The sequence below is a fragment of the Priestia sp. JV24 genome (assembly GCF_025910025.1).
GTDB lineage: Bacteria > Bacillota > Bacilli > Bacillales > Bacillaceae_H > Priestia > Priestia megaterium.
On record NZ_JAPCIN010000024.1, the window covers coordinates 200,424 to 218,053 of the forward strand.

Annotated in this window: 16 protein-coding genes; 5 read left to right on the plus strand and 11 right to left on the minus strand. The window is 37.0% G+C overall.

Annotated elements, in window-relative coordinates:
• Positions 1-187: 187 nt before the first annotated feature.
• Positions 188-1,072, minus strand: a complete 885-nt coding sequence (galU, locus tag OK414_RS26670; RefSeq protein WP_016765909.1) for a UTP--glucose-1-phosphate uridylyltransferase GalU — start codon at positions 1,070-1,072, stop codon at positions 188-190.
• Between the two features lie 241 nt (positions 1,073-1,313).
• Here galU and OK414_RS26675 point away from each other — a divergent pair, with 241 nt between their 5' ends.
• The 3 genes from OK414_RS26675 to OK414_RS26685 all read left to right on the plus strand — a co-directional run bounded on the left by OK414_RS26675 (position 1,314) and on the right by OK414_RS26685 (position 6,843).
• Positions 1,314-2,876: a replication initiation protein gene (locus tag OK414_RS26675; RefSeq protein WP_263045920.1), complete on the plus strand. Its 1,563-nt coding sequence runs from the start codon at positions 1,314-1,316 to the stop codon at positions 2,874-2,876.
• Positions 2,869-5,499 (plus strand): DEAD/DEAH box helicase, encoded by a 2,631-nt coding sequence (locus OK414_RS26680; RefSeq protein WP_047933499.1) that lies wholly within the window; start codon positions 2,869-2,871, stop codon positions 5,497-5,499. Before OK414_RS26675 ends, OK414_RS26680 begins: the two co-directional genes overlap by 8 nt.
• A gap of 297 nt (positions 5,500-5,796) precedes the next feature.
• A complete protein-coding gene (locus tag OK414_RS26685) occupies positions 5,797-6,843 on the plus strand; it encodes a LysM peptidoglycan-binding domain-containing protein (protein ID WP_263045921.1) in 1,047 nt (348 codons plus the stop codon).
• A gap of 517 nt (positions 6,844-7,360) precedes the next feature.
• Here the strand turns inward: OK414_RS26685 and ssb are convergent.
• On the minus strand, positions 7,361-7,723 hold the full coding sequence (gene ssb / locus OK414_RS26690; RefSeq protein WP_016765913.1) for a single-stranded DNA-binding protein: 363 nt from the start codon (positions 7,721-7,723) through the stop codon (positions 7,361-7,363).
• A gap of 96 nt (positions 7,724-7,819) precedes the next feature.
• On the opposite strand from ssb, the gene OK414_RS26695 reads away from it, so the two are divergent.
• Both OK414_RS26695 and OK414_RS26700 read left to right on the plus strand, forming a co-directional pair.
• On the plus strand, positions 7,820-8,257 hold the full coding sequence (locus OK414_RS26695) for a YwpF-like family protein (RefSeq protein ID WP_013085451.1): 438 nt from the start codon (positions 7,820-7,822) through the stop codon (positions 8,255-8,257).
• Between the two features lie 523 nt (positions 8,258-8,780).
• The gene (locus OK414_RS26700) at positions 8,781-9,203 is read left to right on the plus strand and encodes a helix-turn-helix domain-containing protein (protein WP_034648293.1); all 423 of its coding nucleotides are present in this window, start codon (positions 8,781-8,783) and stop codon (positions 9,201-9,203) included.
• A 28-nt stretch (positions 9,204-9,231) separates the two neighbouring features.
• On the opposite strand, the gene fabZ is transcribed toward OK414_RS26700, so the two are convergent.
• The 9 genes from fabZ to OK414_RS26745 all read right to left on the minus strand — a co-directional run bounded on the left by fabZ (position 9,232) and on the right by OK414_RS26745 (position 17,515).
• The gene (fabZ, locus tag OK414_RS26705; protein ID WP_013059788.1) at positions 9,232-9,666 is read right to left on the minus strand and encodes a 3-hydroxyacyl-ACP dehydratase FabZ; all 435 of its coding nucleotides are present in this window, start codon (positions 9,664-9,666) and stop codon (positions 9,232-9,234) included.
• A gap of 83 nt (positions 9,667-9,749) precedes the next feature.
• Positions 9,750-10,571, minus strand: coding sequence for a flagellar hook-basal body protein (locus tag OK414_RS26710; RefSeq protein ID WP_034648291.1), 822 nt, complete (start codon positions 10,569-10,571; stop codon positions 9,750-9,752).
• 23 nt (positions 10,572-10,594) lie between these two features.
• Positions 10,595-11,419: a flagellar hook-basal body protein gene (locus OK414_RS26715; protein WP_263045922.1), complete on the minus strand. Its 825-nt coding sequence runs from the start codon at positions 11,417-11,419 to the stop codon at positions 10,595-10,597.
• Between the two features lie 114 nt (positions 11,420-11,533).
• Positions 11,534-12,535 (minus strand): rod shape-determining protein, encoded by a 1,002-nt coding sequence (locus tag OK414_RS26720; protein ID WP_013085455.1) that lies wholly within the window; start codon positions 12,533-12,535, stop codon positions 11,534-11,536.
• Positions 12,536-12,721: 186 nt separating this feature from the next.
• Positions 12,722-12,985 carry a sporulation transcriptional regulator SpoIIID gene (spoIIID, locus tag OK414_RS26725; RefSeq protein ID WP_013059792.1) on the minus strand — a complete coding sequence of 88 codons (264 nt, stop codon included), beginning with the start codon at positions 12,983-12,985 and terminating at the stop codon, positions 12,722-12,724.
• A gap of 275 nt (positions 12,986-13,260) precedes the next feature.
• Positions 13,261-14,091, minus strand: a complete 831-nt coding sequence (locus OK414_RS26730; RefSeq protein WP_016765919.1) for a M23 family metallopeptidase — start codon at positions 14,089-14,091, stop codon at positions 13,261-13,263.
• Positions 14,092-14,253: 162 nt separating this feature from the next.
• Positions 14,254-15,276, minus strand: coding sequence for a stage II sporulation protein D (gene spoIID / locus OK414_RS26735; RefSeq protein ID WP_263045923.1), 1,023 nt, complete (start codon positions 15,274-15,276; stop codon positions 14,254-14,256).
• A gap of 162 nt (positions 15,277-15,438) precedes the next feature.
• Positions 15,439-16,743 (minus strand): UDP-N-acetylglucosamine 1-carboxyvinyltransferase, encoded by a 1,305-nt coding sequence (gene murA / locus OK414_RS26740; RefSeq protein ID WP_013085458.1) that lies wholly within the window; start codon positions 16,741-16,743, stop codon positions 15,439-15,441.
• A 31-nt stretch (positions 16,744-16,774) separates the two neighbouring features.
• Positions 16,775-17,515: a YwmB family TATA-box binding protein gene (locus OK414_RS26745; protein WP_013059796.1), complete on the minus strand. Its 741-nt coding sequence runs from the start codon at positions 17,513-17,515 to the stop codon at positions 16,775-16,777.
• Between the last annotated feature and the right edge of the window lie 115 nt (positions 17,516-17,630).

The window sequence follows — 17,630 nt, forward strand, 5'->3', positions numbered from 1 at the left end:
CGAAAAATGTCATTTCATGATAGCATTTATATAAAAACATGAAATAATTTCTTGTACTTATTATTATGTAACATTTTATGAGAATTCATCAATAAACGATATAACCATCTTTTGTACAACGAGCTCTAACCCAAAAGAACTATTGAAAATCTCCTTGATTCCCAATAGTTCCCCTAGTAAATATATTTTACATATGCCCTTCTTTTTCGACAATTTCTCTAAAATAGCTCACTAACTCTTCTCGCAGCGGTTCTCTTTGCAGAGCTAAATCAATTGTTGCTTTAATGAATCCAAATTTATCTCCAACATCATAACGTTTTCCTTCGAAATAATAAGCAAGAACACGTTGAAATTCATTCAGGCGTAAAATAGCATCTGTTAATTGAATTTCTCCTCCTGCGCCAATCTCTTCTCTGCTTAAGATATCAAAAATTTCCGGTGTTAAAATATAGCGCCCCATAATTGCATAGCCAGAAGGGGCCTCTTCTGGATTCGGTTTTTCAACGAGCGTTTCTACGTCTAATAATCCTTTTTCAAGAGGCTCTCCTTTAGGACCTACAATTCCGTACTTTGAAGTTTCTTTCCTAGGCACCTCCTGTACACCAACTACAGCGCATTCATATTTTTCGTATACGTTCATTAACTGTTTCAAACAAGGTGTTTCTGATTGAACTACATCATCGCCTAGCATAACAGCAAAAGGTTCATCTCCGATAAAACTTCTTGCACAGTGAATGGCATGACCTAACCCTTTAGGTTCCTTTTGACGAATGTAGTGAACATTAGCCAAATTCGAAATCCCCTGCACTTCTTCGAGCATGTCCCACTTTTCCTTTGCGGCTAATGTTTCTTCTAACTCATATGATTTATCAAAATGGTCTTCGATTGCTCGTTTTCCGCGACCGCTTACAATTAAAATATCTTCAATACCTGATGCTACTGCTTCTTCCACAATGTATTGAATCGTTGGTTTATCTACAATTGGCAGCATTTCTTTAGGCTGTGCTTTTGTAGCCGGCAAAAAGCGTGTCCCTAATCCAGCTGCTGGAATAATAGCTTTACGAATTTTCACTTACTTTTCCTCCTGTCAATGTCAATCGTGCTTATTGGTTATAGTATAGTAAGTCTGCGATTGAGTATGTACACAAAGTCATGTTGAATCCATTTCTTTTTATAAAGAGTCATGTTGGATTCTGCTTTATCATAACAAAAGATTTTGTATAATTCTATTTTTATCATTTATAATGAAAAGAAAATTAACCAATTATAAATATAATTTTATGCTCCACTTATGTATAGAAAGGAATGGGATTATGAGTTCGTTTTCAGATCACTTACAGCACCAATTTATACATCATTTCCCGTACAGTGATGTACGCTATCGCATGAATGCCCAAGCAGGGCTAGACCTTTACCGTACCCATTCATTCTTCATTTTGCACAATGATGAACAGATATTAAATGTTAAAATCGATTCGTTTTATGTGGAACTAAACAAGCAGCTGCTCCCTGAAAGTACCTGTTCTTGTCAGCATAACGGATTTTGTGAACACTGCTTTGCAGCGTTTTTTTATATGTACTCATTAATAGAACCGCTTGCGCCCCTATTCAAAGAATGGCGAAACCATGAAAAAGCAGCTTTGACTATGCTATCTGCCAAACAAGTGTTAAAAAAGCCGAAGGCAACTTTTCAAGAGTGGAGACAAACTTTTGAGGAGCAGTATACGCTTTTTATGCAGGGGCGGAACGAAAATGACCGTTCCATTTATCATGAATATTATCAGTACTATTACCGTGCTTTAGTGAAAAAGGCTCCTGAGCACCCATTGCTTTATGCTTTATTTTGTATGTATGGAGGGGTTCATACATTCTATAAACTATCAGCTCAATTACAGGCACATCAGCTTTCTACTAACATCGAGGAATCATTCGTATATAGTCACGTCTACAAAATAACAAATGAAATTTATGCTACCGCTGATTCATTAAAGCAAATGAAATACGATGGAGATGCATTATCTATTATAGAGGATAGCATTCCATACATCCGAGAATTATTGCATAAAGATATGCCTTTACAATATGAACGTATTGAGATTTATCGCGTTATTTGGCAAAAAATCTTCACGTTAGAAAAGTGGCGAAAAACTGAGGAAAGCAAATTAAAAGCTAAGTACGGTTCTTTTATAAACAATACAGCTCTTTCCTATCTTTTATTCCTTCAAGAAAAAGATGGGGAATCAAAAGAACGTTTGAGCGATGAAACACTACAAACAATTCCCTATCTTATTCCTTGGTTAAATGATTTATTGCATGAAAAAGAAACTGACCGCTTTGCTCAGTGGGGCTCTTATATAATGACCTATATAGGAGATTACGTACGCACCGTTCCGGCTACTTATCAAGGAAGCCGAAACATGGTCTCCATGATTGTAAATTTATTTCAGCACTATAAAGACTTAACGAACGATCAAACTTTGTATATTGAAGCATTGCAAACATTACTTCCCTATAGTTTTATTGAATACAGTGATTTTCTATATGCTTCTGACCAATTGAAAAAGTGGGTTGAATTACAGGTGCTTCTTCAATATGACAGCATCAAATATGACGAGCAAACGATAGAAGCCTTAAAACAAAAAGATGAAAAGCTGGTTATTCCTCTTTATCATCAAATGATCTCAAAGCTGATTTATGAAAAAAAGAAAAGCAGTTACCAAGAAGCCTATATCTACTTACAAGAATTAAAGAGACTTTATCTACAAATGAATCGCTCTCTACTATGGGAACATTATATGGAAGAATTAGCGATAAAAACAAAGAAACAGCGCTCGTTTCAACAACTATTAGAAAAAGGAGATTTACTGAATGTTTGATTTGTTCCATTTAACACTTGAAGTCGAACCTGTACACGGTGACTTTTTTCTCTACTGTGTATCACCTAGCGGCCAAATTTTGCTCCCTGATACATGGAAAGATGCGCTGTTTCTATGGCATGAACAGACCTATTACGGAAGCGAAGCCACACAGGTTGAGATTAATGGAAAAAAAGGAATTCTTCTTTCTGCATGGCAAATGTTCACTTTCATACAATTACCTATTCAACAGCATGTGTTGAAACCGGCTTTGTCCGCTTCAGCGGAAGCTTATCAGCAAATTGCAGTCGATATGACAAAGAGGATTATCCAAGGGAAATTTCATTCTCTTCCTTTAAAAAAACAAATGACTGGATCGCTTTCACAAGCTGATGAGCAAGAGTGGCGAGCACAAATTAAAGAGAGCCTATTAAAAAAGGAAGGAAAGGACTTTTTAATAAGCATAGAAGGCGAGAGCTATAATCCTCCCTTTGACCTTTCATTGCGTATTGTAGAGCCAACGACCGATGGAGATGTATGGACGGCTGAAACATTCGTGATTCCCCACGATGAAGCCAAAGAACCTTTTATACTGGGAAGAATGCTTCCTAAAGAGTGGAATCACTACGAATCATATATCGCTTATGAACACGAGCGATGGAAAGCATTGGCTCCTACTTTATACCAAAAAGGAGCGTTTATTCAGTCTGTCCTAACAGATGAGGAAGTATGGGAATTTCTAACTCAAGATAGTGCAGCATTGATTAAACAAGGTGTCTCTATCCATTTGCCAAGCTGGTGGGAATCATTAAAAAAAGCCACCATAAAAGTATCTGGTACTATAGAAAATACTTCATCTGCATTGTTTGGTAAACAAGCTATCAGCAGCTTCCGCTGGTCATTTTCTATTGGCGATCAAACTTTCTCAGAAGAAGAGTTTCGGAAATTAGTCGAACAAAAACGCCGATTATTATCTATTAGCGGACAGTGGATTCAACTGGATTCTAGATTAATTAAACAAGCGCAGAAAATTGTTAAAGAAGCTAGTAAAAAAGGCGTCTCAATTCATGAAATTTTAAAAACGAAGCTAACCTACATGGCAGACAGTAAAACCGATGAAGAAGAGGTAAAAGTTGAGTTCCAACTCCCCGCTTCCTTTCAATCATTTATTACATCCTTAACGGATTTAGAACGGCTGCCGGAAGTGCTGCCTCCCTCTGAATTTAAAGGTGCATTAAGACCTTATCAGCAGCAAGGTTTGAATTGGCTCATGTTTTTGAGAAAGTTTAACTTAGGAGGATGTCTAGCAGATGACATGGGGCTAGGTAAAACCATTCAATTAATTAGTTATTTAACAAATATTCATCCGTTACATAGCTCTCCTTCTCTTATCGTTTGCCCAACTTCTTTAATTGGAAACTGGGAAAAAGAATTACAGAAATTTGCCCCTTCTCTTCGTGTTCATGTTCATTACGGGCCGAAAAGAACCAACGGATACGCATTTGAGAAGATATGTGAAAGTACTGACGTTGTGATCACGACTTATCAAGTTGCTCTTTTGGATGTCGAATTGTTGAAAGGGTTTATGTGGAACAGCATTTCCTTAGACGAAGCACAACATGTTAAAAACCCGCAGACTAAACAGGCGAGAGCCATCCGTCAGCTGCAAGGAAGACACAAAATTGCGCTTACTGGAACTCCAATTGAAAACCGTCTGCTGGAACTATGGTCATTATTTGAATTCATCAATCCTGGTTATTTAGGAACAATTAATTCATTTAAAAACCGATTTGTAGCAGGTATTGAAAAAGGCGAGAAACCTGAACGAACTGTTGAGCTTAAAGCACTCATTCAGCCTTTTTTATTGAGAAGAACGAAACAAGATAAAAACATCGCCCGCTCACTGCCTGATAAACAAGAACAAAAAGAATATATCCCGCTGACAGCGGAACAAGCTTCACTTTACCAGGAGCTAGTTCAAGGAATGTTTCAAGAAACAGAGGAAAAAACAGGATTTGAACGAAAAGGCATAATTTTGCAAACACTAAATAAGCTAAAATTATTATGCAACCATCCAGCTTTGTACTTAAAGGAAAGTGCAGCTAAACAAACGGTAAGGCGATCTCATAAAAGTGAAAAAATTATTGAACTCGTAGAGAGCATTCGCACACAGCAAGAAAGCTGTTTAATCTTTACTCAGTATATTGAAACAGGACTCATGCTGCAAAGAACCTTAGAAAAAGAAATCAACGAGCCGGTTTTATTCCTCCACGGAAGTTTGTCAAAAGAACAACGAGATGAAATGGTTGCTCAATTTCAAGCAAGGAACAAAGCCATCTTTATCCTTTCTCTTCGCGCAGGTGGAACTGGATTGAATTTAACAGCTGCAAATCACGTTATTCATTTTGACCGATGGTGGAACCCAGCTGTTGAAAACCAAGCAACCGATCGCGCCCATCGAATTGGGCAGAATAAATTTGTTCATGTTCATAAGTTTATTACAAGAGGAACGATTGAAGAAAAAATTGATGAAGTGATCAATCAAAAACAACATCTAAACAATGAACTCATACAAGGAGATCAATGGGTAACAGAACTTTCTAATAAAGAACTACAAGAGCTTCTTGCATACAGAAATGAATAAGAAAAATTATAAAATGTGTTACAACTTTACTGAAAAGAGGACTTTTTTACTTGTCCTCTTTTTTTATTAGATCATTCGACACAAAAAAATAAGTGTAAATCATTATCCAGCTACTTATAAAGATACAAAAAACGCAATAAATAGCGTTTTTTGTATAAAAAGGTATTTTTATAGAGAAAAAGACCCTTTACTTTCTCTTTAAATTCCAGCATATTTATACATATAATATTTTTGTAATTTAATAGACATATTGGAAAAATAAATATGAAACATTTACATAATTAGGGGGATTTATTAATGAAAAAAAGGCAGCTCGCTTTATCTCTAGGCGCCATTGTTGGCGGGACATTCTTATATCACGCTTCAGCTGAAGCATCTGCTTCAACTGTTCAAGTGAAAGCTGGAGATACACTTTGGTCATTATCTACCAAATACCATACAACGGTAGAAGCTTTAAAAAGCGTAAATAAGTTATCTTCAAATACAATTCACATAGGACAAACGTTATCGATTCCTTCTGCTTCAACCTCTCAACCATCTAATAAGGAAGAACAGCCTTCAGCTCCTTCTACTGGTTCGACATATAAAGTTCAAAGCGGCGATACCCTTTGGAAAGTTGCTACTCGTTTTAATATGAGCGTAGAAGAATTAAAACGTTTGAACGCTCTTTCTTCTAACATTATCTATATTAACCAAACGTTAAAAGTAAATGGAAGCAATAGCGCAGCGACTCCAACTACGAGTAAACCAGCAGAAACTCCTTCTAAGGATGCAAATGGAACTTACAAAGTTCAGCGTGGAGATAGCCTATCTAAAATAGCTTCGACATTTCACATGAGCGTGAGTGAGCTAAAACAAATAAACGGATTAACGTCTAATACGATTTATGTAAATCAACAATTAAAGGTATCAAAAAGCAGCGAAACAACTACGCCAACAACAAAACCAAGTACATCCACACCTTCAACTTCTAACGGAACATTAAATGTATCGCAAATGATTTCAGAGGCAAAACGTTATATAGGTGTTCCTTACAAATGGGGTGGCACAACTCCTTCTGGTTTTGACTGCAGCGGATTCATTTATTACGTAACGAAACAACAAATTTCTACAACGCGCTATACGACGGCTGGTTATTGGAGTGTATCAACACCCGTCAGTAATCCACAGCCTGGAGACTTAGTGTTTTTTAATACATATTCTAGCGGTCCTACACATATGGGCATTTACCTTGGTAATCGTCAATTTATTCATGCTGGATCTTCTACGGGTGTAACCATTGCAAGCTTAGATAACAGCTACTGGAGCAAGCGCTACTTAGGTGCAAAAAGATTTTCTAAATAATTGATAGAAGCTGAAACAAAAGTATTTTAGTTGAAGGAAGACCCGAACGAGTTTGATTCTTGATGAAGAATCAAACTCGTTCGGATTTTTTCATTGGTAGGGTGGAAGTAGTTTTCATATATGTAGGGAGGGCAAAGCGAAGACTCCTGCGAGAAAAGCAGAATAGATGATCCCGCGCGCAAGTGACGAGGAGGCTCATCAGCCGTCCGCGGAAAGCGAAGCCTTGCACGGAAATCAACAGTGGTTTAACAAATGATCCATACTAGCTCATCCCATTTGTTTGTCTTTAGATTGCATTAATTCAGTTATGTCTCAATCTCTTATATACAGAAAAAAACCGTTAAATGATTTAACGGCTGAAATAGAGGAATAGTTCGGGGATAGTGAATACTTTAATTTTCTCTCTTGAGAACATAGAAAGAGCCTTGCTCTTAAAAAGGATCTATCTTCTATTATGATAGATAAGAGGAATTAAAACCTTAGCTGAACTAATCACCCCCTTTCATACTAGATAACTTTATTCTTCTTGTTGATTTGAATCAAATGAAGAAAAACCGGATGGCTTTCCACTTAAAAACTTAACAGCATCAGCCACAACGTCGGTCATATATACTCGTTGCTGAAGATTATTTTCAAATGTGCGCGTTTGTACACGCCCTACTACACCTACAACCGCTCCTTTATCACAGTAAGCAGCCGTATTTTCTGCATTTTTTCTCCACAGAGTAATGTTGACAAAATCAGCATCATATTCACCTTCAACATTTCGAAACGTTCGATTAATTGCTAAAGTAATAGTAGATACTGCAATCCCTTCATGGGTATATCTAAGCTCAGGTTTTTTTGTCAGTCTTCCTACAAGAACAATATGGTTAATCATAGTCTACCACTCCAACTGATTGAATAATGGGAATCTTTAAGCTCATTCATGTTATAATATGGATAACCTACTATTTACGTAAAGGAGGAAACATCAATGAAAACATTTAAACTTGTGTCATTTCAATTGGTTGATGATCAAGAAAAGCGTCAGTCTGTCTCACTCACTAATGGCCTTATTATTAATAAAGAAGACGGCGAAAATAACTGGATTTTAGAAGCAGTTATCGATAAGAAATGGTACGATGAATTTCATGTTTTGTTGAAAGATAAACAAAAAATAACGGTAGAAGCTAAAATTACGAAAGAAACAAATGATCCGGCTACCTTTATAGCTACCGTGGCTTCCATTACTTCAATTGGTGAAAATCGTATTAGTTTGTTGATGAAAGGTGTTTTAAAAGAACGGAGACTTCATTATGCTGAAATGCTCTTAGAGGATTTAATTAACCAAGGGTTATCAGGTCAAGATTTACTTCAACAGTTCAAACTGCAGCTTCGAAACAGACCGATAAAAAGTACATCTAAAAAATAAGTCAAGTCATCTCAAGGTGTCTGGATTTAAAAGGGAGGATTATTGTTTGCGGCCTTTTTCGTTGGTGCATGAGTAGGGTAAAGAAAAGAGAACTCACTGGAGAGGTACCTTTCTTTTTTTCCTAAAAATAAATGAGCACAACTAGAACGTTTGAAGCGATTATCTCTTATGCGAGCGCCTTGCCTTTTCAAATAAAAATTTGTCATTTTTTCACTCCTTTTTCTTTGTAATTCGTATATTAATGCATTTTTCCCCGTTATTCAACCATTTTTTTCAATATACCGAACAAAAAATAGGATTTTTTTACTATAAAAACCTCTATTTTTGTTCTTTTTTTTATATCCATGAAGAAAAACGAATCTTTTTAGAGAAAAAAAAGAAATAAAAACAGGTTTTATTCCCTTTATTGCAGAAGGTAAAGTGTATATGTTTCATATTGTGCGAATTCAGCATGTTACAAAGAATATGAACTACATTCGAACAATAAGACATATATTTATCTTTACGAAATCAGGTGATGCATATGAAAGATTTTGGAGAAAGAATTAAACAGTTCAGACTAAAAGGAGGATTTTCACAAGAAGAATTAGCAAATCAGTTGAATGTTTCTCGTACAACTATTTCAAAATGGGAATGTTCAAAACAAACACCTTCTATTTTTGATTTTTTATCTTTATGTAATTGTTTTCAAATTACGCTGGACCAACTTATTGAGCCTTCCTCTTATAAACAAGATCATTTACATGACTTCCAACTTCTTTACTTAACAAGAAAATGTGAATCGGATTCACATGACGAGACCATTTTAACCCTCATAGATAAACAGCCCTTATTGAAACATGTGCTCTTACAATTTTCATCTCTGTCACCAACACTTCAAAAAGAGTTGCTAACGGATATTATACCTTTATTAAAGAAACTTTTTTCTGCTTTGCAGCGCCAATAAAAAAAGCTGCATCAGCAGCTCTTATGTACTATTCTTTTTTATCGCCTAAAGCAAACATAATATCTGTTTCGCAGACTAACTCTCCATCTACAGTTGCGATACCTTTTCCTTTGCCAATAGATCCACGCGCACGTACAATTTCCACCTCTAAACGCAGTTGATCACCAGGTCTTACTTGCTTTTTAAAGCGGCAGTTGTCAATGCCTGCAAAAAATGCTAAACGTCCTTGATTTTCTTCTTTTTTTAGCATAGCTACTGCCCCTACCTGAGCCAAAGCTTCTACAATTAAAACCCCTGGCATCACAGGATAGTCAGGGAAATGCCCGTTAAAAAATTCTTCATTGGCAGATACGTTTTTTAAACCAACTGCTTTTTTTCCCTCTTCCACTTCTAAAATACGATCGACCAATAAAAATGGATATCGGTGTGGAATAATTTCTTTAATTTGTTCAATATCAAGCATAAATAAGTCTCCTTTCAAACCGCATGTAACATACGATACTATTATCAATATACAGAATGCTCAATTGAGAAGCAACTACTTGCTTAAGCTCTGATTCCATTAACCAAGCCCATCATTTGATCTGCAATTGAAATAGAGCGGGAATTAAATTGATACGCACGTTGAGCAATGGACATATCAGTAAGTTCTTTACTCAAATCTACATTTGACTGTTCCAATTTCCCTTGCTCTACGCCTGCTGTTTCTCGAGCTTTTCCAGTCAAATCTGTAAACATATTCGGTTGGTTCATCCCTGCTGGAAAAGCAAATAGATTTTCTCCTTTAGCTTCTAGCACCTGCGGCTTTTGGACATTTGTTAACCCAAGTGTAAACTGGTCAACACCCTTATTCGTAGTAACCGTTATCGTTCCACTTCCATCAATTTGTATATCTTTGAACGCGTTACTGAAAATAATAGCTTGACCATTTTCCCCCAGCACATCCTGACCAGAGCCGTTTACTAATTTAACATTGTTCGGGCCTTCAGGGCTAAGATGAAAAGAACCATCTCTCGTATATTGTACAGGCTGTTGGGAATCGTTTACGGCAACTTGAAAATAAACGTTTGGATTTGATGCAGCTACATCTAATAGTTTATCTGTATTCTGAAAAGCACCCTGCGTCATATTCAAGCTCGTTTGATCTAAATAAGCGCCTGTGCCTTGCCGAATTCCAGCTGGCGTAAGCCGCTTTTCTGTTCCCTTATCTTCTTGATTGTTCACTTGTTGATACAGCATATCGTTAAATGAAGCATCTCTCGCTTTATATCCTGTCGTATTTGTATTAGATAGATTATGGCCAATGACATCAAGCTGCTGCTGCAGCTGTCCCATCGTATTAGCCGCTGTTATCATTGTAAGGTTCATCCTTCTCATCTCCCCTGTTGCTTTTAGCGCACACGCCCAATTTCATTTGCCGCTTTATCCATGCTTCTATCGTAAGCTTGCATTATTTTTTGATTTGCCTCAAAAGCTCTGTAAGCCGTTAGTAAATCAGTCATACTTTGAGCAGCATCTACATTGGAACGTTCAACAAATCCTTGCTTTAACTGATAAGAAATGCCTGGATTATTCCTAGCTGAAGGCAAGGGCTGATTGTTCAGCGTTTCATACAATCCATTCCCTGCCTTTTTAATCGTTTGTAAGTTACTAGCATAAGCAATATCGATTTGTGCAACCTGGTGATTATTTTCCGTTACGTTACCTTGTGAATCAACTGTAAAGTTTTCACTTTTTAGTTGAATTGGTTGATTATTTGTATTTAATACATAAGCTCCGGTAGACGTAGTTAAAAACCCTTGCTGATCTAATGTAAAATTACTGTTTCTTGTATATTGAGGCGTATTATCAGGGCTTTGTACCACAAAAAATAGTCCGCCCTCTTTTGTAGGCATATTTTGCTCCATCAATGCAATATCAGTTGATTGAGACGTTTGCTGAAGATCACCTTGTGTAAAATTTGGAACTGTTTCTTGCATATACACGCCCGTATTAATCGTACCTATTTCTTTTTTGTTCTGAACAGAGATGCTACGGTCAGTAGGTAAATCTTCAGATTCCATTCGCTGCAGCAACATATCAGGAAATGCCTTTAACGTACCTTGATCTGCTTTAAATCCCGGCGTATTAGCATTTGCTATGTTATTCGTTAATAAGTCAGTTTGACGCTGTTGAGACAGCATACCCGCTGCTGCCGTGTAAAACCCTTTAAACATACTTCATCCTCCTTACAAGTAAACGTTGCTCGTTATAGCCAGCTCACAGAGTATAATAGATAAAAGAAGAGACTCCTCTGTATGAAACGAGCCAATAGAGGAGTCTTCATTTATTTAAACAATATTGCGACGAGATAGTTTATCAATATTATCGAGCATAATACCTGTTCCAACAGCTACACAGCCCATTGGATTTTCTGCAATTAGCACAGGCACCTTTAATTCTTCCGCTAACAGCTGGTCCATACCGTGAAGCAATGCTCCACCGCCAGTTAAAATAACGCCTCTGTCTATAATATCGGCAGAAAGTTCAGGAGGTGTACGCTCTAATACACTTTTCGAAGCTTGTACAATGACGCTGACAGACTCTCTAAGTGCCTCCTCTACTTCTTCAGAATAAACAGTAATCGTACGAGGTAGGCCTGAAACCATGTCTCGCCCTCGAATGTCCAGCTCTTCATTACGAGCTTTAGGAAACACCGTACCAATTTTCACTTTAATTTCTTCTGCTGTACGCTCTCCGATTAAGAGCTTATATTTTTGCTTAATGTACTGCAAAATTTCGGCATCAAAACGATCACCAGCCATCTTAATAGAAGCTGCTGTTACGATATCACCCATTGAAAGGACGGCCACATCGGTTGTACCTCCACCAATATCTACGACCATATTTCCGCTCGGCTGAAAGATATCCATTCCAGCGCCAATTGCCGCGACTTTTGGTTCTTCTTCCAAATAAATGGTTTTTCCACCGCTCTTTTCAGCAGCTTCGCGAATGGCTTTTTGTTCAACAGAGGTAATATTTGTTGGACAACAAATTAAAATGCGAGGCTTGGATAAAAAACCTTTTACATTTAATTTGTTAATAAAGTGTTTGAGCATAGACTCTGTAATTTCGAAGTCAGCGATAACACCATCTTTTAAGGGACGAATGGCAATAATATTACTGGGCGTTCTTCCTACCATACGTCTCGCTTCTTCCCCTACTGCTAGCACTCTATTTGTATTTTTATCAATCGCCACAACAGACGGTTCATTTAACACAATTCCTTTGCCTTTAACGTGAATTAAGACGTTAGCTGTACCTAAATCGATACCAATGTCTTTTGCTAACATACCTTAAATCCTCCTTCTATTTACATATCTTTGCATGATAACCATTCTTTTTTCCTAATTTACTATTTTATCACAATTTGTATATGTATGTTGTTATTAGCAAAAATATTTATTATATACCTATTTTATCCAAAAAATAAAATGCCCTATACTACCTCTATAAAAAAGGCAATATTGGGCATTTTTTCATTTTACAGTTTCTTCTTCCTTTTTGTACTTTAATTTTGTTGCTTCTCCCCCACGCAAATGCCGAATAGATTTATGATAATCAAGAATTTCTTTTACTTCATTTGCTAACTCAGGATTTATTTCTGGTAGACGCTCTGTTAAATCTTTATGGACAGTACTTTTCGAAACGCCAAATTCTTTCGCAATTACACGAACTGTTTTCTTTGTTTCTACAATATACTTTCCAATCTTGATAGTTCTCTCTTTGATGTAATCGTGCACACTACTCGCCCTCCCCAAATTGGATATGAGAAGTATCCAAGGGAATGTATATATTATCCCTTTTCTAACATTCTCTTTATAGGTTTGTAACAGTTTATTAGCTTGTGTGCAGATATATGCTAGAAAAGTCAGTAAGGACAAGTGATTTCTTATATTTTTTTGAAAATTTAGTGTTTTTTATTTACTTTTTTGACATAATGCATCTCATTTTAGAAAAATTCATAAAAAAAGAAGCTCGATTTTATCCAGCTTCTTTTCGTATTTATGGTCTTGCCTTATGCATTTGGTTTAGACGTATCTGTTGAAGGGTGTTTTGAATCTTTATCTTCTTTAGTCTTTTCATCAGATGATTTTTCGCTATCCTTTGATTCTTCAGAAGAAGAGTCGTCTTTTGGTTCTGTCACTTCAGCTGCTTTGACTTCTTTGATAGAACTAACAGATTTTCCAAAATAACTGCTTGGATTAATTGCTACACCATCTTTACGAACTTCAAAATGTACATGTGTTTTTGCTTCTTGATTATATAAGCTTTTTCCAGCTTTTGCGATGGTTTGGCCTTGTTTAACAATATCTCCTACTTCTACATCAGCTTTCTCAAGAGATTGATACTGTGTGACTAAACCATCTTTGTGATCAATTTCTACTACATAACCTAGTAAAGGATCTTTTGTTGCTTTTGTTACTGTACCGCTAGCTGCTGCTACAACATCAAATGATTTATCTCCCTTAACAGCTAAGTCAACACCTGTGTTTGGATGATACGTATTGTTGTAGAAAACTAGTGCTTCTTCTTGCTGTTTTTCAGATGCTTGATCGTCGTAGAAAGGCTTTTTCACGATAGCTGATGCTTCACTAGCAACTGGCATCTTTAAATTTTCAAGCGAAGCATTTACCTCTACAGCGTCGTCTCGATAAGCCGTACCGTCTTGGCTATAGCCGCTTTTGTCTTCTTTGCTAATATCGTTTCCATTAGCTTGAAACCAAAGGACTGCTGTAAGAATAATTGCTGCACTCGCTAAATAGATAGCCGGGAACACCCAACGCTTTCTAACTAATTTTTGAACTTTCGATTTTGGAGAAGTACGTTTCTTTTCTTCCTCTCTCATATATCATCACCTCAGCAATCAGTCTGAACACAATTGAATGAATATATACACAGCGATAAAAAATTTTTTTCGATTATTTTTCAACAGATGAATCTAAAATATACATTTTATTTAAAAAAAGTGAAAAACATAAAAAAAGACCCTTCTATAAAGGTCTTTGAATTAGCGTTTAGCTGTCAATTGTGCAACAAACTGATCGTTAGGGGTAATCGCAACACCTGTATAATAATGAGTAACAATATCTTTATAGGTTTTTCCTTCTAGTGCCATACCATTTGCTCCGTACTGACTCATCCCAATACCATGTCCATATCCTTTTGTGTTGATGATAATCTCATTACCTTTTTTTGTCCAATGAAAGTCGGCTGAGGATAAACCCAGTTTTTCTCGAACATCTTTTCCCGACAGTTCTTTACCGTTTATCTTTACGTAATCTACGCGCTGACCCGGCGTTCTAGAGACAATTTCACCTACTGATCCAGTGTTTGTTAATTTCACTCCAAGCCTCTGTTCAAAGCTAGCAACAGACATTACTTTCTGATTTGTAAATTCAGGGGACTTTTTATCCCACGGACTAGCTACACTTTTTAGATAAGGAATGGAATTCTTCCAATACGCTTCTGAATTTTCAGTGTAACCATTGCTGGTAGAAAAGAACGTAGCATTAATTGGCTTATTTTTATACGTAAGAATTTGACCTTGGGTGTCCTTCACTGCTTCTTGAATTTTTTTGATTTTCCAATCATAGTCTTTGTTCCATCTGCTTCTTAGCTCATCTTTATTTAAATATACTTGGTACTCTACGGTATCAGTCACATCCGCTCCTTGGGGAAGATGACTATTTCCATTCATCATAGTTTGCACAATATAGGTTCTGGCTGCCAAACTTTGAGCCTTAAGTGCTTCAAGCTCAAAAGTAGCAGGCATTTCAGCTGCTACTACCCCTACAAGATAGTCTTCGAGCGGCAGTTTTTCTACTTTTTTCGTTTCCGTACGATAAACACTGACGTCAAGAGGAGACGCTGTCACTTTTTGTAGTTTTTCGGTTTTTGGGGTCTGTTCGACATTTTCATGTAGCTTTCCATCTGTCTTTTCAGTAAAAGGAACAACGAGAAGTGTTGGGATGAGTAACACAACGAAAAAAAAGATGACTCCTAGTACGATGATTGGCTTTGCTTGTTTCATGAACGCCTAGCCTCCATATCTATTATTTTGACAAGGAACACCTATATCCCTATATTTCATATGTATGGAGGTGGACAACCTTTTATGACAGCAAACCGGCCATAAGGGTCGTCCAACGACAAAAAAAGCATCTCGCTATGAGATGCTTTTTTTATGACATATTTACTTGACGTCTGAAGCCTGTTGAGTTTGTTCTACTTGCTTTGTTTCATCATTTACACGTTCAATATCAGCGCCTAAAGCGGCTAATTTATTGTGGAAATTTACATAACCACGATCAAGGTGTTTTAATTCCGTTACACGCGTATAGCCGTCTGCTACAAGTCCTGCTAATGTTAACGCTGCTGCTGCACGAAGATCTGTTGCTGCTACTTCAGCGCCTTGTAGTTGAGTAGGTCCGTTAATGATAACAGAGCGCCCTTCAATTTTAATATCAGCGTTCATGCGGCGAAACTCTTCTACGTGCATAAAGCGGTTTTCAAAAACTGTTTCTGTAATCATACTTGTGCCTTCTGCTGCTAACAATAATGCCATCATTTGAGATTGCATATCTGTAGGGAACCCTGGATGAGGCATTGTTTTAATATCTACTGATTTTAGCTTTTCAGGTCCTACAACACGTAAGCCGTCGCCTTCTTCAGTAATTTCAACACCCATTTCTTCCATTTTAGCAACAAGTGAACTGATGTGCTCTGCTACTGCACCGCGTACAAGTACGTTTCCACCTGTAATAGCTGCTGCTACCATGAATGTTCCAGCTTCGATACGATCTGGAATAATTGCATGTTCTGCACCATATAATTTATTAACACCTTCAATACGGATCGTACCAGTTCCTGCACCGCGAACTTTAGCACCCATTGCGTTTAAGAAGTTTGCTAAATCGACAATCTCAGGTTCTTTTGCTACGTTTTCCATAATTGTAGTGCCTTCCGCTAATGCTGCTGCCATCATAATATTTTCTGTGGCGCCTACACTTGGGAAGTCTAAATAAATTTTAGCACCTTTTAGTCTTCCTTCAACTTTTGCATCAATAAAACCATTTCCTACTTGAACTTTAGCACCCATTGCTTCAAAGCCTTTAAGATGCTGATCAATCGGTCTTGATCCAATTGCACATCCGCCAGGTAAAGCTACACGAGCCTCACCTGTACGCGCCAATAAAGGACCCATTACAAGTACTGAAGCGCGCATTTTTCTTACATATTCAAAAGGTGCATCTGTTTTTAACTCTCTTGATGCATCTACAACTACACGATTTGTTTCAAAATCTACTTCTGCATTCAGATGTCTTAAAACTTCGCCAATCGTAAATACATCGGAGAGAGCTGGTACATCATTTAGAATTGTTTTTCCTTCACTAGCTAATAAGGTTGCAGTGATAATAGGTAAAACGGCGTTTTTTGCTCCTTCAACTTTAACTGTACCGCTTAATCTATTTCCACCGCGGACGATGATTTTTTCCAAGGTATTCCCCTCCGCGTCCATTTTCTCTATATTAATATTCAGACGTAATGATAGGTGTGCCAACAACTATGGTTGTTTGACCGCCCATTCTTGTCTTGCGTAATGCAATTTGTAAGTTCATTTCCTGCTTTTTCGTTTGAAGAGCTTCTTTCCACAGTCCAGTATATGCTGAAACAGAGGTAAATGACTCTTCCACTAGAGATTCCACTGGTTTAGCATTGAAAGCTCGTAATAGGTCTTGAATTTCAACAGACAAAACACTTTCCATCTTATCATTGATTTCCCCAGTTGCACAAGAGAAAATTATGGGTTCTGATAGGAAAATTTTTTCATAATTTGTCTGAAATACATTTTGAAAATGGGTCATATTTTTTTCTTTCAAACCTTGTCCCGTTACATGATACGATATGTACGCATTGCTGTGTTCATCGATCGCATAAGTTAACAGAATGACTTCGTTCACATCTTCACTTTTGCGTGTACCTATTGCTTTCCATAGGTCTCTTTCCCTCTTCACTTCCCATTTAAAACCTCTAAAATTACTTTTAATACTTTTAGCTTGCGAATAAAAGGTTTTTTGGTCAGTAACAGCTTTTACTTCTTCTCTTGCATACAACGATACTTCAGTTAACGAAACATGCTGCTTATTTAAGGTGTGAACAATCTTCTCAATAGTAGTTTCATTGTTTTGGGCATTGCTCACATAACTTCCATGATATACGAATAAGCCAGTAATGAAAATAGCCAAAAAGACACTAATTTTTTTAAACATTTCGCCACTCCCTCTCCGTACTCATCAGTCTTTCCAGAAGGCGATGATACATACATGAAAAGGGTCGTCATATTTAGACATAGCGACATACATTAGCGTATAAATTCGTATATCT

Bases quoted from the DNA above. Each gene is read 5' to 3' on its own strand.
- OK414_RS26730 (WP_016765919.1), bottom strand. From the start codon at position 14,091: ATGAGAGAGGAAGAAAAGAAACGTACTTCTCCAAAATCGAAAGTTCAA.
- fabZ (WP_013059788.1), bottom strand. From the start codon at position 9,666: ATGCTTGATATTGAACAAATTAAAGAAATTATTCCACACCGATATCCA.
- spoIID (WP_263045923.1), bottom strand. From the start codon at position 15,276: ATGAAACAAGCAAAGCCAATCATCGTACTAGGAGTCATCTTTTTTTTC.
- OK414_RS26675 (WP_263045920.1), top strand. From the start codon at position 1,314: ATGAGTTCGTTTTCAGATCACTTACAGCACCAATTTATACATCATTTC.
- OK414_RS26700 (WP_034648293.1), top strand. From the start codon at position 8,781: ATGAAAGATTTTGGAGAAAGAATTAAACAGTTCAGACTAAAAGGAGGA.
- OK414_RS26695 (WP_013085451.1), top strand. From the start codon at position 7,820: ATGAAAACATTTAAACTTGTGTCATTTCAATTGGTTGATGATCAAGAA.
- OK414_RS26710 (WP_034648291.1), bottom strand. From the start codon at position 10,571: ATGAACCTTACAATGATAACAGCGGCTAATACGATGGGACAGCTGCAG.
- OK414_RS26685 (WP_263045921.1), top strand. From the start codon at position 5,797: ATGAAAAAAAGGCAGCTCGCTTTATCTCTAGGCGCCATTGTTGGCGGG.
- OK414_RS26715 (WP_263045922.1), bottom strand. From the start codon at position 11,419: ATGTTTAAAGGGTTTTACACGGCAGCAGCGGGTATGCTGTCTCAACAG.
- ssb (WP_016765913.1), bottom strand. From the start codon at position 7,723: ATGATTAACCATATTGTTCTTGTAGGAAGACTGACAAAAAAACCTGAG.
- OK414_RS26720 (WP_013085455.1), bottom strand. From the start codon at position 12,535: ATGTTAGCAAAAGACATTGGTATCGATTTAGGTACAGCTAACGTCTTA.
- OK414_RS26745 (WP_013059796.1), bottom strand. From the start codon at position 17,515: ATGTTTAAAAAAATTAGTGTCTTTTTGGCTATTTTCATTACTGGCTTA.
- OK414_RS26680 (WP_047933499.1), top strand. From the start codon at position 2,869: ATGTTTGATTTGTTCCATTTAACACTTGAAGTCGAACCTGTACACGGT.